This is a genomic window from Pseudomonas sp. BP8 (assembly GCF_017875955.1).
In the GTDB taxonomy this organism is placed as follows: domain Bacteria; phylum Pseudomonadota; class Gammaproteobacteria; order Pseudomonadales; family Pseudomonadaceae; genus Aquipseudomonas.
Window position 1 is genome coordinate 5007557 of the sequence record NZ_JAGINK010000001.1, and the last position, 26643, is coordinate 5034199.

At 60.4% G+C, this 26643-nt stretch carries 30 protein-coding genes; 16 read left to right on the forward strand and 14 right to left on the reverse strand.

Annotation, left to right across the window (positions count from 1 at the left end):
- Nucleotides 1–36 precede the first annotated feature (36 nt).
- Nucleotides 37–561, reverse strand: a complete 525-nt coding sequence (locus tag J3B00_RS21935) for an ankyrin repeat domain-containing protein (protein WP_209871853.1) — start codon at nt 559–561, stop codon at nt 37–39.
- 280 nt (nt 562–841) lie between these two features.
- Here J3B00_RS21935 and J3B00_RS21940 point away from each other — a divergent pair, with 280 nt between their 5' ends.
- Complete coding sequence (locus tag J3B00_RS21940) at nt 842–1114, forward strand: DUF3509 domain-containing protein (RefSeq protein ID WP_209871856.1); 273 nt, start codon at nt 842–844, stop codon at nt 1112–1114.
- A 222-nt stretch (nt 1115–1336) separates the two neighbouring features.
- Here J3B00_RS21940 and J3B00_RS21945 read toward each other — a convergent pair whose 3' ends face one another.
- The 3 genes from J3B00_RS21945 to aroC all read right to left on the reverse strand — a co-directional run bounded on the left by J3B00_RS21945 (nt 1337) and on the right by aroC (nt 4213).
- On the reverse strand, nt 1337–1873 hold the full coding sequence (locus tag J3B00_RS21945) for an oxidase (protein WP_209871859.1): 537 nt from the start codon (nt 1871–1873) through the stop codon (nt 1337–1339).
- The gene (locus J3B00_RS21950; protein ID WP_209871861.1) at nt 1873–3027 is read right to left on the reverse strand and encodes an MFS transporter; all 1155 of its coding nucleotides are present in this window, start codon (nt 3025–3027) and stop codon (nt 1873–1875) included. Before J3B00_RS21950 ends, J3B00_RS21945 begins: the two co-directional genes overlap by 1 nt.
- 94 nt (nt 3028–3121) lie before the next feature.
- Entirely contained in the window at nt 3122–4213 is a 1092-nt protein-coding gene (gene aroC, locus J3B00_RS21955; protein ID WP_209871865.1) for a chorismate synthase, read from the reverse strand.
- 203 nt (nt 4214–4416) lie between these two features.
- On the opposite strand from aroC, the gene J3B00_RS21960 reads away from it, so the two are divergent.
- Both J3B00_RS21960 and J3B00_RS21965 read left to right on the forward strand, forming a co-directional pair.
- On the forward strand, nt 4417–5376 hold the full coding sequence (locus J3B00_RS21960; protein ID WP_209871868.1) for an alpha/beta fold hydrolase: 960 nt from the start codon (nt 4417–4419) through the stop codon (nt 5374–5376).
- 227 nt (nt 5377–5603) lie between these two features.
- A complete protein-coding gene (locus J3B00_RS21965) occupies nt 5604–6386 on the forward strand; it encodes a hypothetical protein (protein ID WP_209871872.1) in 783 nt (260 codons plus the stop codon).
- Nucleotides 6387–6504: 118 nt separating this feature from the next.
- On the opposite strand, the gene prmB is transcribed toward J3B00_RS21965, so the two are convergent.
- Complete coding sequence (gene prmB, locus J3B00_RS21970) at nt 6505–7413, reverse strand: 50S ribosomal protein L3 N(5)-glutamine methyltransferase (RefSeq protein WP_209871875.1); 909 nt, start codon at nt 7411–7413, stop codon at nt 6505–6507.
- A gap of 178 nt (nt 7414–7591) precedes the next feature.
- Here prmB and J3B00_RS21975 point away from each other — a divergent pair, with 178 nt between their 5' ends.
- From J3B00_RS21975 to J3B00_RS21995, 5 genes are all read left to right on the forward strand, one after another.
- Complete coding sequence (locus J3B00_RS21975) at nt 7592–8182, forward strand: cysteine hydrolase family protein (RefSeq protein ID WP_209871878.1); 591 nt, start codon at nt 7592–7594, stop codon at nt 8180–8182.
- A gap of 79 nt (nt 8183–8261) precedes the next feature.
- Nucleotides 8262–8582: a hypothetical protein gene (locus J3B00_RS21980; RefSeq protein WP_209871881.1), complete on the forward strand. Its 321-nt coding sequence runs from the start codon at nt 8262–8264 to the stop codon at nt 8580–8582.
- A 154-nt stretch (nt 8583–8736) separates the two neighbouring features.
- A complete protein-coding gene (locus J3B00_RS21985; protein WP_209871884.1) occupies nt 8737–9297 on the forward strand; it encodes a Smr/MutS family protein in 561 nt (186 codons plus the stop codon).
- A 70-nt stretch (nt 9298–9367) separates the two neighbouring features.
- Complete coding sequence (gene folE / locus J3B00_RS21990) at nt 9368–9913, forward strand: GTP cyclohydrolase I FolE (RefSeq protein WP_209871887.1); 546 nt, start codon at nt 9368–9370, stop codon at nt 9911–9913.
- 61 nt (nt 9914–9974) lie between these two features.
- Nucleotides 9975–10346: a glutaredoxin gene (locus J3B00_RS21995; RefSeq protein WP_209871890.1), complete on the forward strand. Its 372-nt coding sequence runs from the start codon at nt 9975–9977 to the stop codon at nt 10344–10346.
- Between the two features lie 154 nt (nt 10347–10500).
- Here the strand turns inward: J3B00_RS21995 and J3B00_RS22000 are convergent, their stop codons facing one another.
- Nucleotides 10501–11103 carry a glutathione S-transferase family protein gene (locus J3B00_RS22000; protein ID WP_209871893.1) on the reverse strand — a complete coding sequence of 201 codons (603 nt, stop codon included), beginning with the start codon at nt 11101–11103 and terminating at the stop codon, nt 10501–10503.
- A 143-nt stretch (nt 11104–11246) separates the two neighbouring features.
- On the opposite strand from J3B00_RS22000, the gene J3B00_RS22005 reads away from it, so the two are divergent.
- Nucleotides 11247–12437, forward strand: a complete 1191-nt coding sequence (locus tag J3B00_RS22005) for a benzoate/H(+) symporter BenE family transporter (protein WP_209871896.1) — start codon at nt 11247–11249, stop codon at nt 12435–12437.
- A gap of 138 nt (nt 12438–12575) precedes the next feature.
- Here J3B00_RS22005 and J3B00_RS22010 read toward each other — a convergent pair whose 3' ends face one another.
- The 3 genes from J3B00_RS22010 to J3B00_RS22020 form a co-directional block, all read right to left on the reverse strand.
- Nucleotides 12576–12848, reverse strand: a complete 273-nt coding sequence (locus tag J3B00_RS22010; protein ID WP_209871899.1) for a DUF3077 domain-containing protein — start codon at nt 12846–12848, stop codon at nt 12576–12578.
- Complete coding sequence (locus tag J3B00_RS22015) at nt 12848–13111, reverse strand: hypothetical protein (RefSeq protein WP_209871903.1); 264 nt, start codon at nt 13109–13111, stop codon at nt 12848–12850. Before J3B00_RS22015 ends, J3B00_RS22010 begins: the two co-directional genes overlap by 1 nt.
- 677 nt (nt 13112–13788) lie before the next feature.
- Nucleotides 13789–14550: an SDR family oxidoreductase gene (locus tag J3B00_RS22020; RefSeq protein WP_209871906.1), complete on the reverse strand. Its 762-nt coding sequence runs from the start codon at nt 14548–14550 to the stop codon at nt 13789–13791.
- A gap of 453 nt (nt 14551–15003) precedes the next feature.
- Between J3B00_RS22020 and J3B00_RS22025 the strand changes: the two genes are divergently transcribed.
- Nucleotides 15004–16005, forward strand: a complete 1002-nt coding sequence (locus tag J3B00_RS22025) for an NADP-dependent oxidoreductase (protein ID WP_209871909.1) — start codon at nt 15004–15006, stop codon at nt 16003–16005.
- A gap of 452 nt (nt 16006–16457) precedes the next feature.
- Nucleotides 16458–16961 (forward strand): AAA family ATPase, encoded by a 504-nt coding sequence (locus tag J3B00_RS22030; protein WP_209871914.1) that lies wholly within the window; start codon nt 16458–16460, stop codon nt 16959–16961.
- A 41-nt stretch (nt 16962–17002) separates the two neighbouring features.
- Here the strand turns inward: J3B00_RS22030 and J3B00_RS22035 are convergent, their stop codons facing one another.
- Nucleotides 17003–17884, reverse strand: a complete 882-nt coding sequence (locus tag J3B00_RS22035) for a lipopolysaccharide biosynthesis protein (protein ID WP_245362603.1) — start codon at nt 17882–17884, stop codon at nt 17003–17005.
- A gap of 380 nt (nt 17885–18264) precedes the next feature.
- Nucleotides 18265–18966 carry an orotidine-5'-phosphate decarboxylase gene (gene pyrF / locus J3B00_RS22040; RefSeq protein WP_209871917.1) on the reverse strand — a complete coding sequence of 234 codons (702 nt, stop codon included), beginning with the start codon at nt 18964–18966 and terminating at the stop codon, nt 18265–18267.
- A 184-nt stretch (nt 18967–19150) separates the two neighbouring features.
- Here pyrF and J3B00_RS22045 point away from each other — a divergent pair, with 184 nt between their 5' ends.
- Nucleotides 19151–19318, forward strand: a complete 168-nt coding sequence (locus J3B00_RS22045) for a DUF2897 family protein (RefSeq protein ID WP_209871920.1) — start codon at nt 19151–19153, stop codon at nt 19316–19318.
- A gap of 382 nt (nt 19319–19700) precedes the next feature.
- Here J3B00_RS22045 and J3B00_RS22050 read toward each other — a convergent pair whose 3' ends face one another.
- Nucleotides 19701–20027, reverse strand: coding sequence for a ComEA family DNA-binding protein (locus tag J3B00_RS22050; RefSeq protein ID WP_209871923.1), 327 nt, complete (start codon nt 20025–20027; stop codon nt 19701–19703).
- Nucleotides 20028–20467: 440 nt separating this feature from the next.
- On the opposite strand from J3B00_RS22050, the gene J3B00_RS22055 reads away from it, so the two are divergent.
- From J3B00_RS22055 to J3B00_RS22070, 4 genes are read left to right on the forward strand one after another with little or no spacing between them, the layout of a single operon-like run.
- Nucleotides 20468–21259, forward strand: coding sequence for an ABC transporter permease (locus J3B00_RS22055; protein ID WP_209871926.1), 792 nt, complete (start codon nt 20468–20470; stop codon nt 21257–21259).
- A gap of 13 nt (nt 21260–21272) precedes the next feature.
- Nucleotides 21273–21926 carry an ABC transporter ATP-binding protein gene (locus J3B00_RS22060; RefSeq protein ID WP_209871929.1) on the forward strand — a complete coding sequence of 218 codons (654 nt, stop codon included), beginning with the start codon at nt 21273–21275 and terminating at the stop codon, nt 21924–21926.
- A 53-nt stretch (nt 21927–21979) separates the two neighbouring features.
- The gene (locus J3B00_RS22065; protein WP_209871932.1) at nt 21980–23086 is read left to right on the forward strand and encodes an ABC transporter permease; all 1107 of its coding nucleotides are present in this window, start codon (nt 21980–21982) and stop codon (nt 23084–23086) included.
- Nucleotides 23079–24167, forward strand: coding sequence for a polysaccharide biosynthesis/export family protein (locus tag J3B00_RS22070; protein ID WP_348635971.1), 1089 nt, complete (start codon nt 23079–23081; stop codon nt 24165–24167). Before J3B00_RS22065 ends, J3B00_RS22070 begins: the two co-directional genes overlap by 8 nt.
- An 80-nt stretch (nt 24168–24247) precedes the next feature.
- On the opposite strand, the gene J3B00_RS22075 is transcribed toward J3B00_RS22070, so the two are convergent.
- Entirely contained in the window at nt 24248–25408 is a 1161-nt protein-coding gene (locus J3B00_RS22075; RefSeq protein WP_209871938.1) for an alpha/beta hydrolase, read from the reverse strand.
- Nucleotides 25409–25504: 96 nt separating this feature from the next.
- A complete protein-coding gene (locus tag J3B00_RS22080; protein ID WP_209871941.1) occupies nt 25505–26575 on the reverse strand; it encodes a right-handed parallel beta-helix repeat-containing protein in 1071 nt (356 codons plus the stop codon).
- Nucleotides 26576–26643 lie beyond the last annotated feature (68 nt).

Genomic DNA, 26643 nt, shown 5'->3' on the forward strand with positions numbered 1-26643 from the left:
AAGTCACCAAGGATAGCCGCAAACGCCCCCTGAGGGTTAGCCGGGCAACGCCTGCAGGCGCGCGGCGGTGTCGGCTGCGCCCATGGTCAGCGCCGCCGACAGAGCATTGGCACCGCGGGCGTCCTGACGCATGGGATCGGCACCCTGGGTCAGCAGGTAGTCGAGAATCTCGCAGCGGTTGAACATCGCCGCCATCATCAACGGCGTACGCCCGTCAGCGGCGGCGACGTCTACCGGTACACCATGATCCAGCATCAGGCGGACCATCTCCAGGTCGCCCTTGAACGCCGCGCCTGCAATCGGCAACTGGCCATTGTCGTTGGCGATCAGCGGATCGGCGCCGTGCGCCAGCAGCACCCGCACTGCCTCGTGGTGGCCGTGATAACTGGCGAGCATCAGCAAGGTGTCGCCCTTGTGGTTGCGCAGGTTGACCGGCAAGCCGCTTTCGAGCAGGCGCCCGAGCATATCGGCATCACCCCGGCGGGCACGGTCGAAAACCTCATCGGTAAAGGCCGCAGCCTCTTCATCGTTCATGGTGGCGGCGGACTGTTGATCGGTCATCTGGAACCTCCCGGCAAATTTGATGGCCCAAGTGTTCATGAGGCACTGGCGCCGGGTCAAAGGTTCAGATTCTATAGGGGCCAGAGGCCCAGGCTATGGCTCTGCAAGGCAGCCTTGCAAAATGCACTGTGCAAAATGCATGACCATGCACAATGCACGAGGAGCGTGCTTTAAAGTATTTGTAAGCCACTGATTTATATAGGTTTTTTTACGCGACAAAGCTGGCACGGTCACTGCAACCATTAACTCACGTCTGCCAATACAACAGTCAGGAGTTGATATGGACCTCATCCAGCAAAAGTTCACCTCGGTCTTTTCCGCCTACCAGGTCGCCACTCAGCCCCGTCCGGACGGTGGCATCCTGCTGACCTTGCGTGCTGCGGATGGCAAGGTTACCCGTCGCGTACTGACTTACGGGCAAATGCACAGTGCCGAGCAGCTGTCTTGGGCGATCAGTGCCATTCGTCGTGACCTGGCTGAACAGGCCAGCGAGTTGCCAGTGATCTCGATGCTGCAGAGCCAGCAGCGGTTTGCCCTGCCGACTTATCGCTGATTCAGAATTCTGGGGCCGCTTTGCGGCCCATCTCGACACAAGGCCGCTCCCACAGAACTGACGCTAACTCAGAACCTGCGCTAACTCATTCCTGTAGGAGCGGGCTTGCCCCGCGAAGCCGGTGCCATCCAACGCGATCACGTTGGCTGGGCTGACCTCTTCGCGGGACAAGCCCGCTCCTACAGGGTATTCAGCGCAGCCATAAAGGCAGCCCCATATTCGTCAGAACTCATCCATCCCAAGAAATTCCCTCGCCGTCTCATCCCCGGTAAACCGCGCCTGCATCCCCTGCTCATCGCGGAACAACCGCAACACCAGGCAAAACGGCGTATCCCCAAGGTCAATCCAGCGCCGCGCCCCAGCCGGCACGACCAGCACATCGCCCTTCTCGCACAACACGCCATACACGTACTCACCCACTCGCACGGTGACCTGCGCACGCCCGCTGATCACGGCAAACACCTCGTCGGCCGTGTGCACATGCTCATCGCGCAGATCAACCTCAGCCGGCACAACAGCGTCGCGGTTGAGCACGGCAAACGCGCTACAGCCATGCTCGGTCATCAACTGATCGAGGCGCTCACGCACGCCCTCAAGCACGTCACCCTCGGCACTTCCCGGGCGAATGCTCAGACCGTGCGGCTGGTGGGCAAAGCGCACGTCCTGCTCGGCCAGGGTGGTGACGATGTCGTCATGGTGGGTCAGCAGCTTGTTCGGCAGGCCAGGGCTGGACGGGTGGAAAACGCTGAGGATGCTCATCAGGGGCTGTTCCTGCTATCGGACATTCGAGTCGCAATGATAACGGCTGCAGCGAAGGCTGCGACGCTGGCCATACCAAAGGTGAAGTGTGGGCCCAGCCATTTCCAGCTGTAACCCGAAAACAAGGCGCCCAACGCGCCGCCAGTACCCGACAACGCCGCGTACAGTGCCTGGCCCTGGCCTTGCTGGCGCGCACCAAAACTGCTCTGCACGAAAGCGATGGCGGCAGCATGGAAGCAGCCAAAGGTGGCCGCATGCAGCAACTGGGCAAGGATCAGCACCGCCGGCACATCTGCCAGGTTGCCCAGCAGCAGCCAGCGCACTGCGGCAATGACAAAGCTCGCCAGCAACACCCGGCGCACTGAAACGCGGGCGAAGATCCGGCTCATGGCCATGAATACCAGCACCTCGGCGACCACGCCCAAGGCCCACAACAGGCCGATGCTGCCGCGGCTGTAGCCGAGGTGCTCGAGGTGCAGGGTGAGAAAGGTGTAGTACGGCCCGTGGCTGAACTGCATCAGTGCCACGCAGAGGTAAAAGGCAATCACCCCCGGTGCCCGCAACTGGCGCAAGAAGCCCCCTGCCCCGCTACGCTCGGCATGCTCGACCGGCTGTGCGTTGGGCACCCAGAGGCTGGCGACGACGATGCCGGCCATGACTGTCACCAGCGCCACCGGGTAGATATCCAGGCTCAGCCACTCGAACAGGCGGCCCAGGCCGACTACCGCGAGGATGAAGCCGATCGAGCCCCACAGGCGCACCTGGCTGTAGCGCGAGGTCTGCCCATGCAGGTGGGCCAGGGTGATGACTTCGAACTGCGGCAGCACGGCGTGCCAGAAGAACGCATGCAAGGCCATCACCAGCGCCAGCCAGGCGTAGCTTTTGCCGAAGAAGATCAACGAGAAGGTGGCCAGGGTTGCTAACGCACCCAGGCGCACGATCAGCAGGCGCTGGCCGCTGCGATCGCCGAGCCAGCCCCACAGATTGGGGGCGACGCAGCGCATCAGCATGGGGATCGCGACCAGCTCGCCGATGCGCGCGGGGGAGAAGCCCAGGTGATCGAAGTACAGCGCCAGGAACGGCGCCGTGGAGCCGAGCAGGGCGAAGTAGAACAGGTAGAAGCTGGACAGGCGCCAGTAGGGGATTGCGGGCATGGGTCAGTTCATTGTTTGCTGACTGGGCGGGCCTCTTCGCGGGGCAAGCCCGCTCTTACAGGGTCGGTGGAGGCCCGTCCAGGCGCTGGGGTGATTACAGTTGACCCAATACGGGCGTGTTCACCCGCACATCAGCATTCTGCGCACGATGACGCAGCAGGTGATCCATCAGCACGATTGCCATCATCGCCTCGGCGATCGGCGTGGCGCGGATGCCCACGCACGGGTCATGGCGACCCTTGGTGATCACTTCGACCGGGTTGCCATCAACATCGATCGAACGGCCCGGGGTGGTGATGCTCGAGGTCGGCTTGAGCGCCAGGTGCGCGACAATCGGCTGACCCGAGGAAATACCACCGAGGATCCCGCCCGCGTTGTTGCTGAGGAAGCCTTCCGGGGTCAGCTCGTCACGGTGCTCGGTACCCCGCTGGGCAACACTGGCGAAGCCGGCGCCGATCTCCACGCCCTTGACCGCATTGATGCTCATCAGCGCGTGGGCAAGCTCGGCATCGAGGCGGTCGAAGATTGGCTCGCCGAGGCCCGGCATCACGCCTTCGGCGACCACGGTGATCTTTGCCCCGACCGAATCCTGGTCACGGCGCAGTTGGTCCATGTAGGCCTCGAGCTCCGGCACCTTGGCCGGGTCGGCGCTGAAAAAGGCGTTTTCTTCGACCGAGTCCCAGGTCTTGAACGGGATCTCGATCGGGCCGAGCTGGCTCATGTAGCCGCGCACGGTGATGCCCTGGCTGGCCAGGAACTTCTTGGCGATGGCGCCGGCCGCAACGCGCATGGCGGTCTCGCGGGCCGAGCTGCGGCCACCGCCGCGGTAGTCACGCTCACCGTACTTGTGGTGATAGGTGTAGTCGGCGTGGGCCGGGCGGAACAGGTCCTTGATCGCCGAGTAGTCCTTGGACTTCTGGTCGGTGTTGCGGATCAGCAAGCCGATCGAGCAGCCGGTGGTGCGGCCTTCGAACACCCCGGAGAGGATCTCGACTTCATCCGGCTCCTGGCGCTGGGTGGTGTGCCGGCTGGTGCCGGGCTTGCGCCGGTCGAGGTCGTGCTGCAGGTCGGCCAGGGAAATCTCCAGGCCTGGCGGGCACCCATCGACAATGGCGACCAACGCCGGGCCATGGCTTTCGCCTGCGGTGGTGACAGTGAACAGCTTGCCGTAGGTATTGCCGGACATGAACGCTCCGCGAAATCAGCCTGAATGTGGATGAGACGGCAGTATACGGAAAGCGGCTGGGTTGTGAGAACAATCGCAGGGTTGTTGGCTATGGACACCTTGCCCCCTGTAGGCGCGGGCTTGCCCCGCGAAGAGGCCGCCACTACCTCAACGAACCTTCCCCAACCCACCCGGTCCAACCGACATCTCCCCACGAAGCCCTCATGATGCTGCGCCTAGCCGCCCTCCTCCTGCTGTTGTGCACCAGCCTCGCCCAAGCCGCCCCGACTGTTCTGCAGCGCCCGATCGACCTCGACACCGGCCAGGGCGTGCTGCACGGCAGCCTGCTGCTGCCCCAGCAAGACACGCCGCCACCCGTGGTGCTGATCATCGCCGGCTCCGGGCCGACCGATCGCGACGGCAACAACCCCGCTGCCGGGCGCATCGACAACCTCAAGCGCCTCGCCCTGCTGCTGGCCGGTGAACACATCGCCAGCGTGCGCTTCGACAAGCGCGGCGTCGCTGCCAGCCAGCCGGCCACCCCCGACGAGCGCAACCTCAGCGTCGAACGCTATGTCGCCGACACCGTTGCCTGGGCGCACAAACTCAAGGCCGATCCACGCTTCGGCCGGTTGATCCTGCTTGGCCACAGCGAAGGCGCGCTGATCGCCACCCTGGCCGCCGAGCAAGCCGGCGCCAGCGCGGTGATCACCGTTGCCGGCAGCGGCCGGCCCGTGGCGCAGGTACTGCGCGAACAACTGGCGCAGCGCCTGCCGGCGGCGCAGTTGGCCAGTGGCGATACCTTGATCGACCGCCTGCAGGCCGGGCAAACCAGCCTCGACGTGCCGCCTGCGTTGCGTGAAGTGTTTCGCCCCAGCGTGCAGCCCTACCTGATCTCGCTGCTGCGCCAGGACCCCGCCGCCGCCTTCGCCCGCCTCGGCGTGCCGGCGCTGATCATCCAGGGCCGTAACGACGTGCAGGTCGAAGTGGCCGATGCCGAACGGCTAAAGGCGGCCAAGCCGGATGCGCAACTGGTGTTGATCGACGGCATGAACCACATGTTGCGCATCAGCCCGCAGGCAATGAGTGGGCAACGGGAGAGTTATCAGAACCCTGAGCTGCCGTTGGCGCGTGAACTGGGCGAGCGGATTGTCGCGTTCATCCGCCAGTTGCCACCGGCGTGAACAGTTTGCGCTCAGGTCCGGCACGAAGCTGCCGATAACCGGAATATTAGCCGTAGACGTCCAGGCCCCCTGGGGCCGCTTTGCGGCCCATCGCGACACATGGCCGCTCCCACAGGCATCGCGCCGTACCTGGGGGAGCGGCCTTGTGTCGCGAAAGGGCTGCGCAGCAGCCCCCGGTGGTCCTGGACGTTAAACGAGCCGCCGAGTGCCTGTGAGGACCACCCCTGATGACCAATGCCCCCGCCGCCGAGGCGATCGAAGAGCAAGCCCCGGACAGCGCCGAGCTACCCTGGGCGGACCTGGCTGCCGAACATTTCCAGCTGCTGCGCCTGGCCCCGCTGCCCACCGACCGCAACACCGGCGCACGGCCGCTGCGCTTCGTCCAGTTCGGCTATGCCGAGCGGCACAACCGCGAACACAGCCTGCTGCGCCTGGAAATCAGCCTGCCCGGGCAGAAAGTGCGTAAAGAGCAGAACCAGCTGGATATCCGCGTCGATCACAGCCAGCGCCAGGTGCACATCGGTGCCGCTGATGGCCTGCAACTGGAGCCACTGAACCGTGGCCTGGGGCGCTTTCTGTTCAGCCAGGCGGTGCAATGGTTGCAGACCAACTGGTCGCATTACCGGGTCGAAGGCATGGCCCTGCCAAACAAGGACGCCCTCAACGAAGACACCCGCCTGCGCCGTGACCATGTGCTGGCCGGGCTTGGCCTCGAAGTGGCCTACGCCGACGGGCAAGTGCTCAAGGGCAGCACTGTCGAGTTGAAGGTGGGGCAATTGAAAGGCGGCTGGAACACCGACAAGGTACAGCGCATTGACGCGCTGGAGTCGGCAGGCCTGCTGCAGCAGTACGAGCAAGCATTGCAGGAGAAGGAAGGCCAGTTGCGCGAGCGTGACGAACGCGTGGCCAAGTACCGCCGCGAGGATGGCGGCTTGCGCTTTACCATTACCTGCCTGGTGGCGTTTGCCATGTTCCAGGCGGGCCTGTTGATCTGGATTGCTACGCGCTAGGTGAGTCAGTGCTGGCCTCTTCGCGGGGTATTCGGCGCACCACAATTCCTGTAAGAGCGGTGGTGCGGCGATCCGACTTGCCCCGCGAATGGGCTGCGCAGCAGCCCCAGGCCCTACTTCACACCCGCGACTGGAACAGTTCCTGATGCTGGCGGCACTGCTCGGCCGTGAGCATGAACACGCCGTGGCCGCCGTGCTCGAACTCCAGCCAGGCAAAATCGACCTCCGGGTACAGCGCCTCGACATGCACCTGGCTGTTGCCCACTTCAACGATCATCAAGCCCTTCTCGGTCAGGTGATCCGCGGCTTCGGCCAGCATCCGCCGGACCAGGTCCAGGCCATCGTTACCGCACGCCAGACCCAGCTCCGGCTCGTGCTGGTACTCGGCCGGCATGTCGGCGAAGTCTTCGGCATCGACATACGGCGGGTTGGACAGGATCAGGTCGAAGCGCTGCCCCGGCAGCCCAGCGAAACCATCGCCTTGCACCGTGTATACACGCTCATCCAGGCCATGACGCTCGATGTTCTGGTTAGCCACCTCCAACGCATCGAACGACAGATCCGCCAGCACGACCTCCGCCTGCGGGAACACATCCGCCGCCACAATGCCGATGCAGCCCGAACCGGTGCACAGGTCGAGAATGCGCGCAGGCTCCTGCGCCAGCCACGGCTCGAAGCGTTTTTCCAGCAACTGGCCAATCGGCGAACGCGGCACCAGCACCCGCTCATCAACAATGAACGACATGCCGCAGAACCACGCCTCGCCCAACAGGTAGGCAGTCGGCACGCGGTCTTCGATACGCCGCTTGAGCAGGTGCAGCAAACGCACCCGCTCATCGTCCTCGAGCTGGCAATCCAGGTAGCTGTCAGCCACCTCCCACGGCAAGTGCACGGCGCCCAGCACCAGCAGGCGGGCTTCGTCCCAGGCATTGTCGGCACCATGACCGAAGAACAGCTCATGCTCGTGGAAGCGGCTGACGGCCCAGCGGATGTGGTCGCGCAAGGTGCGCAGGCGGGATGTGATCACGGGGTACTCCTTTTCAGACAGGACAAAAGTCTAACAGGCCCACCCGCTGAAATGTTCCACCACAACCTCGCCAAGTAGCCACAAGCCAGTAATTACGCCGGTTACGATGTCAACCATTCCCATTAGCCGCCAAGCAAGGGAGAATAGGCCTACAAAAGCCCTACTGAAGGAGCCCTTGATGTCCGTTCCAACCACGATGTTCCGCCTCAGTGGCCGCGACTACCCGCCGGCCAAGCTGGGCAACGCCAGCCTGATCATCATCGATGCGCAAAAGGAGTACCTCAGTGGTCCCCTGGCGCTGTCGGGCATGGACGAGGCCGTGGCCAACATCGCCAGGTTGCTCGACGCCGCGCGTAAGGCCGGCCGTCCGATCATCCACGTCCGTCACCTGGGTACCGTTGGTGGCCTGTTCGACCCACAAGGGCCGCGCGGTGAGTTCATCGAAGGCCTGGAGCCGCGTGGCGATGAAATCGTCATCGAAAAGCGCATGCCCAACGCCTTCAAGAACACCAAGCTGCACGAAACGCTGCAGGACAAAGGCCACCTCGACCTGATCGTCTGCGGTTTCATGAGCCATTCCAGCGTCAGCACTACCGTGCGCCGCGCCAAGGACTATGGTTATCGTTGCACCCTGGTCGAGGATGCTTCGGCAACCCGCGACCTGGCGTTCAAGGATGGCGTCATCCCTGCTGCGCAGATCCACCAGGGTGAAATGGCCGTGATGGCCGACAACTTCGCCTGCGTCGCGCCCACTGCCAGCCTGGTCTGACCCTGACCGCCCGGCGGCCGGGCGGAACCCGAGGGGGCTACGCCGGTCGAATTCCGGATACCCATAGAGGAAATCGGGAATGAAGCTCTCTGACAGTTTCGATGCCAAGCGTCTGCGCCCGCGCCAACCGCGCAATTGGGGCGCGCGCCTGGCCGCCGGCCTGTCTGCCTTGCTGGCCACGCTGGGGATTCTCCTGGCGATGGCCGGCTTTGCTGGTCTGCTGGGCAATTACGAGGCCCTGGCTGAACTCAATGCCAACCGGCCGCTGGCGGCAATCGTGACAGCGGTGGGGCTGATCCTGTTGTGGGCTGGGGTACGGTTTTGGCGGCGTAGCCGGATTCGTCTGCGTCGTGGCCGGGAGCTGAACCTGTCGCCACACCTGATGAAGAAGCACGATTAGGTAGGTGTCTGTGATGGCCTCTTCGCGGGGGAAGCTCCTACAGGGTTAGCGGTGCACGCAATCCTGTAGGAGCGGGCTTGCCCCGCGAAGAGGCCCGCACAGGTGTACGCAGGCGCGCAGTCGCGTAAACTACGCCGCCCACGTGGAGGCCTGCATGCAAGACGACGATTTTTCCCTGTTCCATGCCGAAGTGCGCGGCGTCAAGCCGATCAAGCACGACCGTGCCGAGGTCGGCAAACCCAAGGCTGACCGCAAGCAGCTGGCCGGCCTGCGCCAGTCGGCAACGGTGCGTACCGACCAGCCGCTGGTGGTCGATGGCATGTCTGATCAGTTCGTCATCGATGTCGGCGCCGAAGACGAGCTCATGTGGCGGCGCGACGGCGTTCAGGAAGGCCAGCTGCGCAAGCTCAAGCTCGGCCAGATCGCCTTCGAAGGCAGCATCGACCTGCACGGCATGAGCGTGGAAAAAGCCCGCGAGATCCTCTGGGCGTTTCTCGCCGAAGCGACCAAGCTGGAAGTACGTTGCGTGCGCGTCACTCACGGCAAGGCCGCGCGCCTCGACGGCAAGCGCCCGATGATCAAGAGCCACGTCAACACCTGGTTGCGCCAGCACCCGCAAGTGCTCGGGTTTACCTCGTGCCAGGCCCGCCACGGCGGCACCGGCGCGGTGTACGTGATACTCAAACGGACCATGCTCGACGGCCGCGACGAATAACGCCGCGCTTGCAGCGCCGCCCGCGCCGCCGTAACCTTCTTTATTTGCGATTATTCCCACAGGTAGATCCATGTCCCTGGAACAGAACTACACCGAGATCCTCAGCCAGATCGGCGAGGACGTCTCCCGTGAGGGCCTGCTCGACACGCCCAAGCGGGCTGCAAAGGCCATGAAGTACCTTTGCCGCGGTTATGAACAGACCCTGGAAGAAGTCACCAATGGTGCGCTGTTCAGCTCCGACAACAGCGAAATGGTGCTGGTCCGGGACATCGAGCTCTATTCGATGTGCGAACACCACATGCTGCCGTTCATCGGCAAGGCGCATGTTGCCTACCTGCCCAAGGGCAAGGTCATCGGCCTGTCCAAGGTCGCGCGCATCGTCGACATGTATGCCCGCCGCCTGCAGATCCAGGAAAACCTCAGCCGCCAGATCGCCGAAGCCATCGAGCAGGTGACTGGCGCCGCCGGTGTGGCCGTGGTCATCGAAGCCAAGCACATGTGCATGATGATGCGCGGCGTCGAGAAGCAGAACTCGAGCATGATCACTTCGGTGATGCTCGGCGAGTTCCGCGCCAACGCCGCCACCCGTAGCGAGTTCCTCAGCCTGATCAAGTGATCGGCGAGTGATCCCGAGCCGACCCTGAGGGGTCGGCTTTTTATTTGTTCAGGAGTTGCCCATGATCGTCAAAGCCCTGCGGGTCGGCCTCGGCCAGCTTATTGTGTTCGGCGACTGGATCAGCCGCCCGGCCAAGCAAAAACGCGCACCTGCGGCCCAGGCCGAGGTCGAGCAAGCGGCCCAGGGGTTGGCGCTGTACCAGTTCCATGCCTGCCCGTTCTGCGTCAAGACCCGCCGTAACCTGCACCGCTTGAACGTGCCGGTGGCGCTGCGGGATGCCAAGAACGACCCGGTGCACCGTCAGGCGCTGCTTGAGGGTGGTGGTCGGGTGAAGGTGCCGTGCCTGCGTATTGAAGAGCAGGGGCAGGTGACCTGGATGTATGAGTCCAAGGCGATCATTGCTTACCTGGACAAGCGGTTCGCTTCGGTCTGATTGAAACCTTGAGATCCTGGGGCTGCTTTGCAGCCCTTTCGCGACACAAGGCCGCTCCCACAGAGACCGCACATACCTCAAGAATGGCGCGGTCTCTGTGGGAGCGGCCTTGTGTCGCGAAAGGGGCGCACAGCGCCCCCAGAGGCCTTGAACCTCACTCCCCCATCGGCACATGCCGCGGATGCTCTGCCACCCGCGCTATCCACGCCTGCACCGCCGGATACCCCGCCAGATCAAACCCACCCTGATGCGCCACATGGGTATAGGCATACAACGCCACATCCGCAATCGAATACTGCTCGCCCACCAGATACGGCGTCATCTGCAGCTGCTTCTCCATCACCCGCAGCGCTTTATAGCCGCCCTTGTGCAGCCCCTTGTATTCCTCCAGCCGCTCATCCGGCAGCCCCAGGTAATACTGGATAAACCGCGCCACCGCGATATACGGCTCATGGCTGTACTGCTCGAAAAACTGCCACTGCAGCACCTGGGTACGCAAGCGCGGCTCGCTGGGCAAGAACTCACTGCCATCGGCCAGGAAGTTCAAGATCGCGTTGGACTCCCACAAGCACGTACCGTCTTCAAGCTCCAGCACCGGCACCTTGCCGTTGGGGTTCTTGGCGAGAAACTCAGCGGTCTCGGTCTCGCCCTTGAGAATGTCCACCGGATGCCACTCGCATGGACGGTCCAGCAGGCTCAGCATCAACTTGACCTTGTAGCAGTTGCCCGACTTGTAGTCGCCATAGACCTTGTACATCGCCGCTCCCCCTCTCATGCAGTTGCCGATTATTGAGCAATAGTTGGCGACTGTACGGCTAAAAGCAATGGTCGCTGTATGGCAAGGATCAAGCAGCCGCGGGTTAGCCTGAAAAAAACGCTTACATGTACAAGGACTGGACCATGACCGATGCCACCTCAGCGCGCCTGCGCCCCCTGGCAGACAGCTCCCCGTCGGCGGTGGTCGCCGGCTTTATCGCCATGCTCACCGGCTACACCAGCTCGCTGGTGCTGATGTTCCAGGCTGGCCAAGCGGCCGGGCTGACGACTGCGCAGATTTCTTCGTGGATCTGGGCGCTGTCGATCGGCATGGCGGTCTGCAGCATCGGCCTGTCGTTGCGTTATCGCACGCCGATCACCGTGGCCTGGTCGACGCCGGGCGCGGCGTTGCTGATCACCAGCCTGGGCGGGGTCAGTTATGGCGAGGCGATTGGCGCCTACATCACCTGCGCCGTGCTGGTGCTGATCTGCGGCCTAACCGGCAGCTTCGAGCGGCTGGTCAAACGCATCCCCGCCTCGCTGGCCTCGGCCTTGCTGGCCGGGATTCTGTTCAAGATCGGCAGCGAGATCTTTGTTGCCGCCCAGCACCGCACCCTGCTCGTGCTTGGCATGTTCTTCAGTTACCTGCTGGTCAAACGGCTGTCACCGCGCTACTGCGTGCTGGCCGCGCTGGTGGTTGGTACGGCGCTGTCGGGCGCGTTGGGCTTGCTCGATTTCAGCGGCTTCAACCTGGAAGTGGCCAAGCCGGTATGGACCACACCGAGCTTCTCGCTGGCGGCGACCATCAGTATCGGCATCCCCCTGTTTGTGGTGGCGATGACCTCGCAGAACATGCCTGGGGTCGCCGTGCTGCGCGCTGACGGTTACCAGGTACCGGCCTCGCCGCTGATCTCGGCGACCGGCTTTGCCTCGCTGCTGCTGGCGCCGTTTGGCTCGCACGGGGTTAACTTGGCGGCGATCAGCGCGGCAATCTGCACCGGGCCGCATGCGCATGAAGACCCGAACAAACGCTACACCGCAGCGGTGTGGTGCGGGATTTTCTACGGCATTGCCGGGGTGTTTGGCGCGACCTTGGCGGCGCTGTTTGCCGCGTTGCCCAAGGAGCTGGTGCTGTCGATTGCCGCGCTGGCGCTGTTTGGCTCGATCATGAACGGCTTGAGCGTGGCCATGAGCGAGCCGCGCGAGCGTGAGGCGGCGTTGATTACCTTTATGGTGACGGCGTCGGGGTTGACCTTGTTTTCGATCGGGTCGGCGTTCTGGGGGATTGTTGCGGGGGTGATTACTTTGTTGATCCTCAGTCCGCGCAAGGCGTGAAATAGCCGGGGCTGCTTTGCAGCCCAATCGCGACACAAGGCCGCTCCCACAGGGGGACTGTGTACGCCATTCCCAGTGTGGGAGCGGCCTTGTGTCGCGAAAGGGCCGCGCAGCGGCCCCGGCACTCTCAAGCCAGACTCAATGCATCTGACTACGGGCAACCTCGATGTCATCCATGATCGCCTTGGCAAACGCACTCAGGTAATCGGCAGCACCGAGAAACTTGTGGTCGTCCTCCATATCCCCTTCGCGCACCAGGTGCTTGATATACCCCAGCAGCACCGACACCTGTTCGTAGGCATATTCAAACGGCACTCCCGGCATTACCCGGAAAATATGGCTGGAATTCTCGCCGACCTCGAAGAAGGTCTCGACGCCGACTGTAACGTCGGCTTTGGGCTCGTCGCTCATCACTCACCTCCCTGGCGCCATTGCAGCATGTCGAACACGTGCTCGACCAACGCGCGGGCGGTTCCGGTGCAGTGGCCGGCATTGGCTAGCCGATCCAGCCCGGGCGAGCCGGCGTTGGCATGGCAGTGGGCGTCGATGGTGGTGGAGACGCCGCGGAGCAGTTCGAGGGCGTGGGACAGGGCGTCAGGCGGGTACAGGTTGGGGTGGATGGAGGCGTAGAGCGGGTCTTGGGGCGTAGGTGGGTCGGGGACGATTTTTTTCATGGCTGCATTCCTTCTGTTTGAAAGAAACTGCCACTTCGACCTTTCTCAGGGGGACAAGGTGACAGCCGTGCGTGGGGTGAGAAACCGAGGGAATGAGCAAAGCTCGGCCGAGCCGAAGCTCGCCCACGCACGACCGCCATAACGGCTTGCCGGCTCTATCACATCGGGTTCTCACACCCGGTCACCTTTAACTGGCGACCCGAGGAAGTTATCCCCAAGGCATTTCCCCAACAATATGGAAGCGTCGGCAAGGCGCGTAGGATAGTTCCGAAGCACAGGTAACCTGAAGCATTTGGTTTCAGATTGGGAAATGTCCTACGGCCATGGGGTGTCAGTCCCGGCCTCTTCGCGGGGCAAGCCCGCTCCTACAGGACCTCTGCTGTAATTACGGCCGGCGGTGAACCTGTGCGGCCAGCGGTGAACCTGGACGGCCGGCGGTGGACCTGCGCGGCCAGCGGTGAATCTGGACGGCAGCGATGAACCTGGACGGCCAGCGATGAACCTGAACGGCCGGCGATGAACCTCTGCGGCCAGCGATGAACCTGTAGGAGCGGGCTTGCCCCGCGAACACCGGCGAAGCCGGTGCCATACACCACGGTCCTGGACCCTGCAGCTATGCCATGCTGGCCTCGCGTGCCGCCCCCGCCTCACGCACTACCCAGCTCACCGCCCCCCACTCAAATAGCCGTTGCCCCGCCATCCACCGCCAGGCTATGCCCGGTGGTAAACGCCGCGCCGTCGCTGCACAGATACAGCACGGCGCTGGCCACTTCCTCGACCTTGCCGATCCGCCCCACCGGGTGCATGGCGGCGGCAAACTCGGCCTTGCGCGGGTCGGCCTCGTACGCCCGGCGGAACATGTCGGTGTCGATCACCGCCGGGCACACCGCATTCACCCGAATGCCCTTCTTCGCGTACTCGATGGCCGCCGACTTGGTCAGGCCGATCACCGCATGCTTGGAGGCACAATAGATACTCATCTTCGGCGCCGCACCCAGGCCGGCCACCGACGCGGTATTGACGATCGCCCCGCCGCCCTGGGCAACCAGCAATGGCAGCTGGTACTTCATGCACAACCACACACCCTTGACGTTGACGCCCATGATCGCGTCAAACTGCGCTTCACTGCCCTCCGCCAGGCGCCCCTGTTCAGTTTCAATGCCGGCGTTATTGAAGGCATAGTCGAGCCGGCCGTAGGCAGCGATCAGCCCCTCATGCAGCTGGCGCACTTCGGCATCGCAGGTCACGTCGCAGCGCAGGAACAGCCCCTCGCCACCGGCCTGGTGGATCAGCGCCACCGTGGCCTCACCGCCCACCGTGTCGACATCAGCCACCACCACCTTCAACCCCTCGCGGGCAAACGCCAGCGCCGTCGCCCGGCCAATCCCCGCAGCGCCACCGGTGACCAGGGCTACCTGGCCGGCAAAAGTCATGCTCATCGTTTGCTCCTGAAAGTTAAAGGTCACCCACACAACCACGCGCCCCCCCATACCTGTAGGAGCGGGCTTGTCCCGCGAACACCGGCAAAGCCGGTGCCATCCCCCACAGTGGCTAGAGTGACCACTTGCCCCGCGAAGAGGCCGTCCCAGCCAACGCAGGGGATGGCACCGGCTTCGCCGGTGTTCGCGGGGCAAGTCGGATCGCCGCACCGCCGCTCCTACAGGGTCCCGCTAAATCAGTGAGTTAGCGTTTGTTCTACGAGAACGCATTGCCGGGGTGCTCCCCCAATGTGATGTATCGCCGCCAGAGCATAGTCAGCCCCCCACCCCGCTGTGCAGCATCATCAAGCCAACAGTTGGGCTACCATGCTCACCAGTGATGTTGCACCCCTACCCTCATCAGCAAGGTAGATTGAGTACATCTCACCCTCCAACTGCCCACAAGGACTCGCCATGACCCAGACCAACCGCCGCTTCCTGCTCGCCAAACGCCCGGTCGGCGCCGTGACCCGAGAAGACTTCACCTACGAGCAGGCCCCCGCCGCTACCCCAGGCGAAGGCCAGATCCAGGTGAAGAACCTCTACCTGTCGCTCGACCCGGCCATGCGCGGCTGGATGAACGAAGGCAAGTCCTACATTCCCCCAGTCGGCCTGGGCCAGGTCATGCGCGCCCTCGGGGTCGGCGAAGTAGTCGCCTCCAATCACCCCGGCTTTGCCCCTGGCGATCACGTCAGCGGCGCCCTCGGCGTGCAGGACTACTTCACCGGCGAGCCGCAGGGCCTGCACAAGATCGATCCCTCTCTCGCACCCCTGCCGCGCTACCTGTCGGCGCTGGGCATGACCGGCATGACCGCCTACTTCGCCCTGCTCGACGTCGGCCAACCACAGGCTGGCGAAACCGTGGTCATCTCCGGTGCCGCCGGCGCGGTCGGCAGCATTGCCGGGCAGATTGCCAAGATCAAAGGCTGCCGCGTGGTCGGCATTGCCGGGGGCAAAGACAAGTGCCAGTACCTCACAGACGAGCTCGGCTTTGACGGCGTGATCGACTACAAAGCCGAAGACGTCCACGCCGGCCTCAAGCGCGAGTGCCCGAAGGGTGTCGATGTGTACTTCGACAACGTCGGCGGCGACATCCTCGACGCCGTGCTCAGCCGCCTCAACTTCAAGGCCCGCGTAGTGATCTGCGGCGCCATCAGCCAGTACAACAACAAGGAAGCGGTCAAAGGCCCGGCCAACTACCTGTCGCTGCTGGTCAACCGCGCGCGGATGGAAGGCTTCGTGGTCATGGACCACGCCAAGGAGTACGGCAAAGCCGCACAAGAGATTGCCGGCTGGATGGCCAGTGGCAAGGTGAAGAGCAAAGAAGACGTGGTAGACGGCCTGGAGACCTTCCCTGAGACACTGCTCAAGCTGTTCAGTGGCGAGAACTTTGGCAAACTGGTGCTGAAAGTCTGATCGCGCCTGTAGAAGCAGAGGTGTGCGGTGCGCTCAAGGGCGGATCGCGGAGTGAACAAAGCCCGTAAGTGCGGCGCGTACTCTGTAGGAGCGGGCTTGTCCCGCGAAGAGGCCAGCCCAGCCACCGTGGTGAATGGCACCGGCTTCGCCGGTTTCGCGGGACAAGCCCGCTCCTACAGAGTACGCGCCGCATTGACGGGCTTTGTTCACTGCGCGATCACCAACAGGATGTGGCGCACCACACAACCTCTGCTCCAACACAAATCCTGTAGGAGCGGGCTTGTCCCGCGAAACCGGCGAAGCCGGTGCCATCCACCATGGTGGCTGGCTGGCCTCTTCGCGGGACAATTCGGATCGCCGCACCGCCGCTCCTACAGGTACGCGCTGCATTGACGGGCTTTGTTCTCCGCGCCCCAACATTCCCACCCACCCCATACACCAAAGGCCCCCACATGCTCATCGTCTTCAGCGGCCTCCCCGGCACCGGCAAAACCACCCTAGCCAAAGCACTCGCCGTAACCACGGGCGCCGTATACCTGCGAATTGACGCAATCGAGCAAGCCATCCGCGATGCCAACGTACTCGCCCAAGACGTCGGCCGCAGCGGCTACCTGGTAGCCAATGCCCTTGCCCAGAGCAATCTCGGACTCGGCCGCACGGTCATTGTCGACGGCGTCAACCCAGTACGCGAAAGCAGAACCACCTGGAGCGAGATTGCCTGCAACGCGGGTGTGCGCTTGGCTAACATCCAAGTAATCTGCTCCGACACCGATGAACACCGACGCCGCGTAGAAACCAGAACGCCCGATATCCCCGGGCTGACCCCACCCACCTGGGCGTCTGTCCTGAGCCATGACTACGAGCCCTGGGACCAACCCCCGTTCTGCATCGACACCGCCCTAAGCTCCACTGCGCAAGCCGTAACCATGATCATCCACCGCTTCCCGCCCCTGTAGAGGCGGCGGCGCCCTACCTCCACATCGCCTGAACCAAGCCCTCACCGCCGCCCGCCATGCTCAGCAATGATCCCCCGCACATCCCCAATCCCAGCCCTGGGAATCACCGAGGCCGGCACTCGCGAACACTCAGACAGGTTATAAACCTCAAACCCCGCCCCCACTACCCGCCTGGCCATCAGCTTCAGCGACGGCAGAATCCGCCGCCGATAATGCTCATCCAGCCCACAAGGCGAGCGCACACCACCCTCACGCTCATAAAACCGCCCCGCAGTCTCCTGCAAGTCCACCCCCACCAAAAACACCTGGCTAAACCCCAAGTGATACGCCAACTGCAGCGCCACATACGCCACCGTCCGCGCATCGAAAAACCCATGGCTCAAATCTTTGCTAAACCCCAGCGACCGCGAGCGCTTTTGCCACAGCGCCCGACTCCGAACCAAACTCCCGCCAGGTTTGAGCAACGACCGCACCCGCCCGCCATCAACCGCTTTGCTCAACGCAAAAAGCTCACCCGCAGGCACCACCGGTAACGTAGCCAGTTGCTCAGGCCACAACGCAATACGTTGACTGAGCAGCAGCGCCTGCCCGAACAGACGCGGTTGCTGAAGGGGGAAACTGCTATCGGTACACACGTAGAAGTAAGGCACCACTGGCGTGCCGACAAACTTGTTGATGGCACCGTTCATGGTGATCATCGGCACATCAGCAAAGCGCTCGATCGGAAAGCCCTGCACCGATTGCCCCGACGCCACGATAAACACTGCCCCCTCGGCACTGTTGCGCACCGAAGCAAGGTCATGGATAACCAACCGCTCAGAGATCACAGGCAAATCTGGACTGTTCATGCCGTCGCTTACCTTCGACCCCAGCCAAAACAGCCCGGGTTCATTGGGTGAATGCTGGCCGTAGCCGCACAGCAAGGTCTAAACAGTATGTCCTTCAGCCCCTACGGGCTTTACCGGGCCTGACCAATGGCGCCAATGCAACGCGCACAGCTCAGCGCGACCCTGAGCCATTCAAAGCCCAGTCCGTTGTAGATCGTCTGAAATTGCGTGCCGTTTGGAGGCGTCAACAGCCCCGGTAGAAGACCGCCCACCCCTTCAGGCTGCACCGCAGCCCCCTGTAGGAGCGGGCTTGCCCCGCGAAGAGGCCGGTCCAGCCCCCGTGGTAGCTGGCACCGGCTCCGCCGGTTCGGCGGGACCAGTCGGCTCGCCGCACCGCGCTCCAACAGAGTTCCCGCCATAAGGGCCAAGGTTTGGGGAAAACCTCATGCCCTCAGGCAAATCACAAACAACGGTGCTCAGTTACGGATCTGAGCCACCACATCGGCCAACGCCTGAGCCGGATCCTTGGCCTGGCTGATCGGACGCCCGATCACCAGGTAATCCGAGCCAGCATCCAGCGCCTGACGCGGCGTCAGAATCCGCCGCTGGTCATCCTGCGCGCTGCCGGCCGGACGAATCCCCGGCGTCACCAACTGCAGCGACGGATGCGCGGCTTTCAACGCCGTCGCTTCCAGCGCCGAACATACCAGACCATCCATGCCCGCCTTCTCAGCCAGCGCAGCCAAGCGCAGTACCTGCTCTTGCGGCTCGATATCCAGGCCAATCCCCGCCAAGTCTTCACGCTCCATGCTGGTCAGCACGGTCACGCCGATCAACAGCGGCTGCGGCCCACTGCGCTTGGCCAGCTCTTCGCGGCAGGCAGACATCATCCGCAGGCCACCGGAGCAATGCACGTTGACCATCCACACGCCCATCTCGGCGGCGGCTTTTACCGCCATGGCCGTAGTGTTGGGGATATCGTGGAATTTCAGGTCGAGGAACACTTCAAAGCCCTTGGCGCACAAGGACTCGACGATCCCCGAGGCGCTGCTGGTGAACAGCTCCTTGCCGACCTTGACCCGGCACAGAGCCGGATCGAGCTGGTCAGCCAACTGCAGGGCGGCCTCGCGGGTAGGGAAATCCAGGGCGACGATCAGGGGCGTCTGGCAGACGGACATGGTCAGGGTCTCTTGGCAAGTCGAAAACGGCGCGCATTGTAAACGATGTGGCGCAGGCTTTGGGGCCCGCGGATCAGCAGAATAGGCCGAGCGTGGGCATAGGCCTATAATTGAACCAACGCAGACAGTAATCGCTCAACATGTATACACGCGGTGCCCACCCCCGCCCTGAAGGAGAACGACAATGCCCTGGTATGCCTGGCTGATCCTCATCATAGCCCTCGGCTCGATTGTCGGCGGGTTGATGATGTTGCGCGATACCGCGAAAAAGCTGCCCTTGACTGAAGACCAGTTGAAGAAGGTGCACGAACGCAATGCCGAGATGGACGCCAAGGAGGCAAAAGACCGCTAAAGCCCGCCCTCAAGCACTCGCGCGCAGAACAAAGCCCGAAATGCTCCGCATACCTCGCGATATGCCCCGCATATCCTGCGGTATGCCCCGCATACCCTCCGACATGCCCCGCATACCCTCCGACATGCCCCCGCATACCCTCCGACATGCCCCGCATACCCCTCGACATGCTCCGCATACCCTGTAGGAGCGGGCTTGTCCCGCGAAGAGGCCCTCGAGTCAAAGCACGCCAACCAACTCAACAAACAACGTAAACGCAGCTAACAATGCAGGTACGAACCGCAGTTCAAAACCACTCGCCTGCCCCGCGACAACTCCCATCCTTACAACCCAAAAGGACCAGGGCTGGCCCATCAAAACACCCAGCCCTAGCCCTCCCCTCTTACTCCACCTTCAACTTATCCCGATTCCGCTCCAGCAACGCATTGCCAATCCCCTTGATCTCCAGCAACTCATCCACCGAGGTAAACGGCCCATTGGCTTCGCGGTAAGCGACGATGGCTTCGGCCTTGGCCTTGCCGATCCCATTTAGCTCCTGCTGCAAGGTCAACGCCTCGGCGGTGTTCAAGTTCAACAACGCCTGTTGCGGGCGCATTTCACTCACCACCGGGACGGGCTCAGAGGTGGGGCTGGCGGGGGCTGCGGAGACAGAGAAAGACAGACTGGCAAACAGCGGCAACAGCAGGTAGGAAAGGACGGTATTGCGCATGATGTGATCACTCCTGTGGGTAGATTTGCTAGGCAGCGTTTCCTGAGCTGCCTTTACAACCTAGCGCCTCATCGGGCGTTCTCACAGCGGGCATTTCTCTTCAATCGTTACCGAATCAGACGTCCTACACGCGATCAGAAAGCTTCCTACCCGCCGAATGGTGCATGTGCCGACACACGGTTATTGCTATGTCCAGCTGCAAATGTCTTTGCCCGAAATTCTCGACCGATGCACTCAAAAACCTGCCAAGTGGTCGGAACTTCTGCAAAGAATTGTCCGACATTCTTGACGCTTATGCCCCCTAACGCTTAACCTCGCGACCCTTAGAACATGGAAGTCGCCGTAAAATTCCTGGGCAAAATGCCATCGGAATCGGGCCTTTCCTGAAGATGAACCCCCGGCGTGCCTAAGGCGCGCTGCTTTGCTTTGCGGTAACCATCTTGAAGCCTCGTTCCTCCCTACAGATTCAGAAATCGGTGATCTTCGCCCTCGTTTTGCGTGAGGCTAGAGCTCGCATCGGCCAACGCCGAATGGGTGCCGTATGGATGCTAATCGAGCCGGTCTGCCACCTGTTGATCTTCTCCGTACTGTTCGCACTGCTCCGAGGACGCACCGTCTCAGGCGTCGAGTACCCCGTCTTTATCCTGGTGGGCATGGCTCCGTTTCTGCTGTATCGAAACACTGCGCTGCGCTTGATGGACAGCCTGCGCGAGAACCGCTCTCTCTTCGGCTACAAACAGATCAAACCACTGGACACCTATGTCGCACGCGTCATCGTTGAAGCGTGCATCAGCACCACCGTCTACGCCATTTTAGTACTTGCTTTCGCCTGGTACGGCTTCGATATGTCGGTGCACAACCCGCTGCAGTGGGTCGCTAACCTGCTGCTGGGATTATTGTTCGCGTTCGGGTTAGGTATGTGTCTGGCCTTGATAACCCACGCAATGCCCAGCCTGAAGTTCGTCATTCGTATGGCGTTCTTTCCGCTCTATTTCATTTCCGGCGTACTGATTCCCGCAGCCTATCTGCCGGCAGCGATGATGCCAGTGCTACTGCTTAACCCTTTCCTACACCTGCTCGAACTGATCCGCGCCGAGGTGCTGCCTCACTACACCCCGGTTGATGGCGTATCCGAAACCTATGTGATCGCTTTCACCCTGGTATTGCTGTTCCTGTCCCTGGGTACCTACCGCGCCCGCAGGATGCATCTGATTTCCACCAAGAACGGTTAAGTACAGGCCAAACGTGTTCGAGCTCAGAAACGTCACCAAGTCGTATCTCACGCCCAAAGGCCGGCGGTATGTCTTTCGCAACCTGTCGCTGGCGATTCCACCCGGCAAGAATATCGGCTTGATCGGCCGTAACGGTGCTGGCAAGTCCACGCTCATGCGCTTACTGGGCGGCGCCGACGTGCCCGACTCCGGCACCATCGTTACCGACCGCAGCATCTCGTGGCCGGTTGGCTTGACCGGCGGCTTCCAAGGGAGCATGACCGGCCGCGACAACATCAAATTCGTATGTCGCGTCTATGGCGCAACGGGCGAAGCAATGCGCGAAAAGGTCCGCTACGTACAGGAATTCGCCGAGATCGGCACCTGGATCGACGAACCAATCAAAACCTACTCCTCTGGGATGCGCTCGCGACTTGCCTTCGGTCTAAGCATGGCCTTTGACTTCGATTACTACCTGATCGACGAAGTAATGGCGGTCGGCGACGCCCAGTTCAAGCGCAAGAGTGCATCGGTATTCAAGGAAAAGTTAAAGACCTCGAATGTCGTATTGGTCTCCCACTCCATGCCGGAAATCAAAAAAATGTGCGACATCGTCCTGCTGGTGAGAGATGGCGGGATCCAAGTGTACGACGACATAGATGAAGGCATTCAGGCCTACAAGAGCTGATACCCGCAAATTCCATTACGCAGCACCGTTCCACTTCAAGGATGCATCACACTATGAGCAGTTCGGGTAAACATAAGGGCTGGGGCCTGGCGATCGCCTTGGTCGTCGTGCCAATGGTCCTAGCGGCCGTCTACTACGGCATCTTCGCCATTGATCGCTATGTCAGTTCCGCCCAAGTGGTAGTCCGTCAGGATGGTAACAACCAAGGCGCCCAGGTACCCGGTCTGGCCACTCTGCTGACCGGCACCAATCCAGCCTCGCGAGAGGAAACACTGTATCTGCGCGAGTACATTACCTCGACAGACATGATGCTGCTTCTTGAAGAACGCGTGCACTGGATTGAGCAATACGCCGCTCAGAGCAGCGACATCTTCTTCTTGCTCGATAAAGATGCTCAGCGCGAGGACCTGCTCAAGTACTACCAACGCATGGTGTCAGCCCACTATGACGAAACCACCGGCCTACTGCGTGTAGAAGTCCAAGCGTTCACCCCTGAGCTATCTGAGAAGATGCTGCGGACGATTCTCCAGGCTAGCGAGCACTTCGTTAACGAGGTCAGCCACAACATCGCACGCGAGCAGATGAAGTTTGCCCAAGGCGAGCTGGAAACTGCGCGCCTGACCTATGCCAAGCGTAAAACCCAGCTGCTCACCTTCCAGAATGACAACAAGGTACTGGACGGCGGTACCAGCGCCCAGAGCCGCGCGACCATCATTGCCGACCTGGAAGGCCAGTACACCAAGGAGCAAGCCGCGCTCACCGAAATGTCGTTCAAGCTCCGAGCCAATGCACCACAGGTCAAGCAGCAGAAACAGAAAGTCGAAGCTATCACCCAGCAGCTGGCAAAGGAAAAGCGACTTCTGGTCTCCTCCCCTAACGGCTCTCAGCTCAACGTTGTAGCTTCGCGCTTCCAGCAGTTGACCTTGGACGCCGGCATCGCGGAAGAGAGCTACAAGACTGCAGTCGCCGCACTGGACAACGCACGCATCGAGGCCAGCAAGAAAATCCGCACATTGGTCACGGTAGTTAGTCCCAACACCCCACAACTCCCCCTATATCCGGAGCGCCTGTACAACCTGGCAACCATCTTGCTTGGTTTACTGATGCTCTATGGCATCACCCGCTTCATTCTTGCTTCGATCGAGGATCATCGTGATTAAATCCCTGGCTGTCTCCAAGACATTCAATCTGAAACTGGTGGCACTGGCGTTCGCGACCCTTGGCCTCGCAGGCTGCGGCGGCACCCTCTCCGGTGCAGGGCCATACAAGGGCGAGATCGAGAACAAGAACACGGCGTATACCTTGGTCGACATCAACGCCAACACCATTGCTCCGTACATGGCAGGTGCTGCACGTCCGGTTCTAGCGTCCATTACCAAACCACTGTCACCAGAAGTTCGACTGGCTGCGGGCGACACACTGAACGTGCTGATTGCCGATACAGCGCCAGAAGGGTCTAGCCTCTTCGCTCCGCTGGCAACGGGTGGCACCGTTCTTAAGTCACGTATCGACTCTCAAGGCATGCTGTCGCTGCCTTATGTTGGTCGCCAGTTCGTAGCCGGCATGACCTTGAACCAAGTCGAAGAAATGATTCGCCGCCAGCTCAAGGGCATCACCACTGACGTGCAGACACACGTCGAGCTGATAGGTGACCTGTCAGGATCGGTCCTAGTAGCTGGCGCAGTAAAAACTCCTGGTCGTTTTAGCACCTTACAGGGACCGCTCACGCTGCTCGACGCTGTTAACCAAGCTGGCGGTCCCGCCCTGGAACCTCACTTGGTGAATGTGACGGTGCGCAATGGTACTCAGGTGCAGCAATTCAACTACGAGGACGTTTTGGCCGGCAATAACATGGTGCTGCGCCCTAACTCCGAAGTGGTACTGGATCGAGCCCGTCAGCGGTTTGTAGCAATGGGAGCGGTCGGAGAGCCTGGACTGAAGGACTTGCCAAGCCAGAACACAAGCTTGCTAGATGCACTGGGTAGCGTAGGCGGCCTACGTGAACAGAACGCAAACCCGGAAGGCGTGTTTGTATTCCGCATGAGTGAAAGCGGCAAATCCAAGCCTACAGTCCTGCGCCTGAACATGCGTGACCCTGCTGCGATTTTCTATGCCAGGCAGATTGCAATCAAGCCCGACGACACGATTTACGTAACGAACGCAGCGGTTTACGAGTGGCAGAAAATCATCGGCCCTATCGTACAGACAATGGTCCTAGGCCGCGCTACTGGCATTCAGTAACGGCATTGCCCTGCATTAAAAAAATGCAGGGCACCATATCCTTGTAAAAATTAAGCGAGGGGCATCTGCGAAGTTAACGATCAAGCAGCAAGTTTCTCGATTCGCGCGGCAATTTTTTCTCGATCCCCGCCATTCTCCAGAGAAGCATTCAAATAACGCTTCGCCAACTCTTTATTCCCCTCCACCATGTAAACATCAGACATCATCATCAATACGATGTGAGCAGCCGGATTGGACTTCAAATAGTGCTGAAAATGCACTTTCGCATGAGAGTGCTGATTACTCAGCATCAATGCTCTACCTAGGCGATACCGAGCGCCATTATAATGAGGCGCCGAACCCACCGACATCAATAGGTACTTTAATGCCTCGGAAGGCTTTTTGCGCTCCAGCAAACTGGTACCCATCATATAGTTTGAGTACTCATGCCTTACATCAAAACTCAGTGCGCGCCCCGCTTCGAGCTCAACAAGCTCCCAGTCTTTCTCTTTAAATGCCAAGAATGCTTTATGCAACGATCTAACTAAAGCAGGATTATTGACCGAGCCTCCCACCTCAATTATTTCCGGCAACGAGCCACCTTCAGCCCAAGCCTGTATGAACTCTGGCAGCCCATAATACTCCTTGATAAATGGAGCCCCACCATGCCCCACGCCCGTCAACGTAATTGTATTTACATTTGCAAGATCACGAATGTGAGATGCGGCAACCAAATCTAAGGCATCACATTCACCAGCGACCTGCAGAACCTTAACCGATGAAGCTTCAATTAAGGGACGCAAATCCGGAAACGCGACACGAATATCTTTAGGCATGCGTTTTTGGCTACGGCTACCAGCTATTTTTAGCCTGGTATCGTAACCAAAAGCCAATACATTGGCCCCCAGCTCAGCTCCATACAGGACCGCGCCATACCCCCCCATACTCACACCAACAAAAAACACCTCTTCTACCTGAAGATAATCAATTAAACCCTTCAAGCACTGAACAGTTCCTTCATGACTATCACCAAAGCCGGGGATACCCTGCTGATACCACTCATTGCGACCGTTATTCAGAAATAACAAATGACATGACTGCGCATTACCCACATGCCAAAAATCAAACTTACCATCTGTCTTATCCGTACCAGCCAAAAATACCATTAGCCGCTTCGAACCCGACCGCTCCACAACCTTAAAATGCTTTCCATCAAGCGACGATGCATCAAACATAACACTGGGACCCATCATGAAGTTCATACGACATTAAACTAGGCCAAAAAACGGGCAAAAGCAATACTTCCACACTCATGAGGCGCAGTTTTTTACCACCGACACAGCGAACTCTCGCAATCATCAGTCACACACGAAACTGGAATTGGCCTCAAATCTGTTACCCACTGTCATCCTCCCATCAGGCTTCGCCTTGAATTTAAATGGCTCCAAAACCATCTCAGCCACCCTTACATCAGACTTGTTATTGGAAACAACATTATGATCTCCTTCAACCCTAACCGGAACCTTTACACCACAGAACCGATTGGCCTGCACCACATTATGATTAGCAAAGTCCTCATAGTAGCGACCCTGCTGATCAAGCGCCCGATCACCGCACCCCCACTTACTTAAATTACGACTTTGGCGAGACGCAACCCACACACCTACAGGCTGACCACGAAACTCGTTATCCATAATTTCATTATAATCACTAGACTGCCAACGCAACACCGACTTGCCCGAGTTGAAATTTTCACCACAGTTCTTATAGATAAAAATACCGCCCGCCGCGTTACCCTGAAAGAGGTTCCCCCTCACAACATTGTGGGCAGATGAATCGATCGCAAGCCCCTCCCGACGGGTCAACGCACCATTATCCAGAATCTTGTTATTTAGAATACTAATATCTCGAGTACCCTGCTCTAGATAGACACCCACCTTATCTGCGCCACGAACTATTGAATTCCTCAATATCGAGCCATTGACGTAACTATCGAAATAAACCCCACCACGCCCCCCAGAAACCTGGACACCATCAATTATCACGTGCTTAGGCGCGACATCATAATTAGCATGAACATCCGTCAGCAGTCGCCACTTAGGAACACCAGAAGTAACATTGATCACCCTTCCATTAAAACCTGTGATCTGGCAGTTTTTAACAGTCACATTCTGTATTTGTTTCCCGCGCCCGCTGATGGAAATTGCCGTCTCTCGCAAATTTTGCCCATCCAGTATCGCACCCTGACAATCGAGCACGGTGTCACTACTGGAAATTACAATAGACCCATTATAGGTACACCCAGTGTGCAATTTGACATCACCAATAATCCGCGCAGGAAGCCTACAAGCCCCATCGCCAGCTAGCGTAACGCCACTCACCCCAAACAACCCCGCACCGATTGCAATCAAAAAACGTAACAAAATCATCACACTCCCAGCCTCACCGATCCGATCTATAAAGCTAGCAGCGCTTTACCATAAGTGCCACACCATTA

Excerpts from the sequence above, each read along its gene's own strand:
- J3B00_RS21935 (WP_209871853.1), bottom strand. The coding sequence starts at position 561 with ATGACCGATCAACAGTCCGCCGCCACCATGAACGATGAAGAGGCTGCG.
- J3B00_RS21940 (WP_209871856.1), top strand. The coding sequence starts at position 842 with ATGGACCTCATCCAGCAAAAGTTCACCTCGGTCTTTTCCGCCTACCAG.
- J3B00_RS21945 (WP_209871859.1), bottom strand. The coding sequence starts at position 1,873 with ATGAGCATCCTCAGCGTTTTCCACCCGTCCAGCCCTGGCCTGCCGAAC.
- J3B00_RS21950 (WP_209871861.1), bottom strand. The coding sequence starts at position 3,027 with ATGCCCGCAATCCCCTACTGGCGCCTGTCCAGCTTCTACCTGTTCTAC.
- aroC (WP_209871865.1), bottom strand. The coding sequence starts at position 4,213 with ATGTCCGGCAATACCTACGGCAAGCTGTTCACTGTCACCACCGCAGGC.
- J3B00_RS21960 (WP_209871868.1), top strand. The coding sequence starts at position 4,417 with ATGATGCTGCGCCTAGCCGCCCTCCTCCTGCTGTTGTGCACCAGCCTC.
- J3B00_RS21965 (WP_209871872.1), top strand. The coding sequence starts at position 5,604 with ATGACCAATGCCCCCGCCGCCGAGGCGATCGAAGAGCAAGCCCCGGAC.
- J3B00_RS21975 (WP_209871878.1), top strand. The coding sequence starts at position 7,592 with ATGTCCGTTCCAACCACGATGTTCCGCCTCAGTGGCCGCGACTACCCG.
- J3B00_RS21980 (WP_209871881.1), top strand. The coding sequence starts at position 8,262 with ATGAAGCTCTCTGACAGTTTCGATGCCAAGCGTCTGCGCCCGCGCCAA.
- J3B00_RS21985 (WP_209871884.1), top strand. The coding sequence starts at position 8,737 with ATGCAAGACGACGATTTTTCCCTGTTCCATGCCGAAGTGCGCGGCGTC.
- folE (WP_209871887.1), top strand. The coding sequence starts at position 9,368 with ATGTCCCTGGAACAGAACTACACCGAGATCCTCAGCCAGATCGGCGAG.
- J3B00_RS21995 (WP_209871890.1), top strand. The coding sequence starts at position 9,975 with ATGATCGTCAAAGCCCTGCGGGTCGGCCTCGGCCAGCTTATTGTGTTC.
- J3B00_RS22000 (WP_209871893.1), bottom strand. The coding sequence starts at position 11,103 with ATGTACAAGGTCTATGGCGACTACAAGTCGGGCAACTGCTACAAGGTC.
- J3B00_RS22005 (WP_209871896.1), top strand. The coding sequence starts at position 11,247 with ATGACCGATGCCACCTCAGCGCGCCTGCGCCCCCTGGCAGACAGCTCC.
- J3B00_RS22010 (WP_209871899.1), bottom strand. The coding sequence starts at position 12,848 with ATGAGCGACGAGCCCAAAGCCGACGTTACAGTCGGCGTCGAGACCTTC.
- J3B00_RS22015 (WP_209871903.1), bottom strand. The coding sequence starts at position 13,111 with ATGAAAAAAATCGTCCCCGACCCACCTACGCCCCAAGACCCGCTCTAC.
- J3B00_RS22020 (WP_209871906.1), bottom strand. The coding sequence starts at position 14,550 with ATGAGCATGACTTTTGCCGGCCAGGTAGCCCTGGTCACCGGTGGCGCT.
- J3B00_RS22025 (WP_209871909.1), top strand. The coding sequence starts at position 15,004 with ATGACCCAGACCAACCGCCGCTTCCTGCTCGCCAAACGCCCGGTCGGC.
- J3B00_RS22030 (WP_209871914.1), top strand. The coding sequence starts at position 16,458 with ATGCTCATCGTCTTCAGCGGCCTCCCCGGCACCGGCAAAACCACCCTA.
- pyrF (WP_209871917.1), bottom strand. The coding sequence starts at position 18,966 with ATGTCCGTCTGCCAGACGCCCCTGATCGTCGCCCTGGATTTCCCTACC.
- J3B00_RS22045 (WP_209871920.1), top strand. The coding sequence starts at position 19,151 with ATGCCCTGGTATGCCTGGCTGATCCTCATCATAGCCCTCGGCTCGATT.
- J3B00_RS22050 (WP_209871923.1), bottom strand. The coding sequence starts at position 20,027 with ATGCGCAATACCGTCCTTTCCTACCTGCTGTTGCCGCTGTTTGCCAGT.
- J3B00_RS22065 (WP_209871932.1), top strand. The coding sequence starts at position 21,980 with ATGAGCAGTTCGGGTAAACATAAGGGCTGGGGCCTGGCGATCGCCTTG.
- J3B00_RS22075 (WP_209871938.1), bottom strand. The coding sequence starts at position 25,408 with ATGAACTTCATGATGGGTCCCAGTGTTATGTTTGATGCATCGTCGCTT.
- J3B00_RS22080 (WP_209871941.1), bottom strand. The coding sequence starts at position 26,575 with ATGATTTTGTTACGTTTTTTGATTGCAATCGGTGCGGGGTTGTTTGGG.